We start from the raw sequence: 438 nt of genomic DNA on the forward strand, positions 1-438 counted from the left end.
ATGTATGACAGCAATAACCAAAAAATAGTCTTGAAATTCTTTCAGGCGATGCTGATATTCTGGGCTTAGGCCATACGCTTTCAGCAAGCCGTCAAACGCTCGGGTTATTAGTTTTTTAAAATTTTCATGATCTTCATAGTACAGGAAGTTCCTGTTGTAGTACGAATGAAGCTGGCTAATTGTCCACTGTAATTGTGCGTACTCGGCATCCCCTCCCAGCTTACTGCCATTATTTTCGTACAAATCTGATGTTTCCTGAATTTTCTGAGTTATCTCGTCAATCTCATAGGCGATCTCATTAAAAAACCGATTCTCGATAATGTAGAGAATTTGGCGTTTGACGAAATCCTCTACTGATATTTTACTTAAGGTAACGTTAAGGTCTATCTTATCAATCTGTCTGATGATTTGATCACTGTTATCTACAGACTCATACTC

1 protein-coding gene is annotated in these 438 nt (G+C 38.1%); it reads right to left on the reverse strand.

The genetic code is table 11. The features are described from left to right. Positions 1-438, reverse strand: a 438-nt coding sequence (locus D7Y13_RS46450; RefSeq protein ID WP_158626235.1) for a hypothetical protein, incomplete at both ends; no start/stop codon positions are given.

Source organism: Corallococcus praedator (genome assembly GCF_003612125.1).
In the GTDB taxonomy this organism is placed as follows: Bacteria; Myxococcota; Myxococcia; order Myxococcales; family Myxococcaceae; genus Corallococcus; species Corallococcus praedator.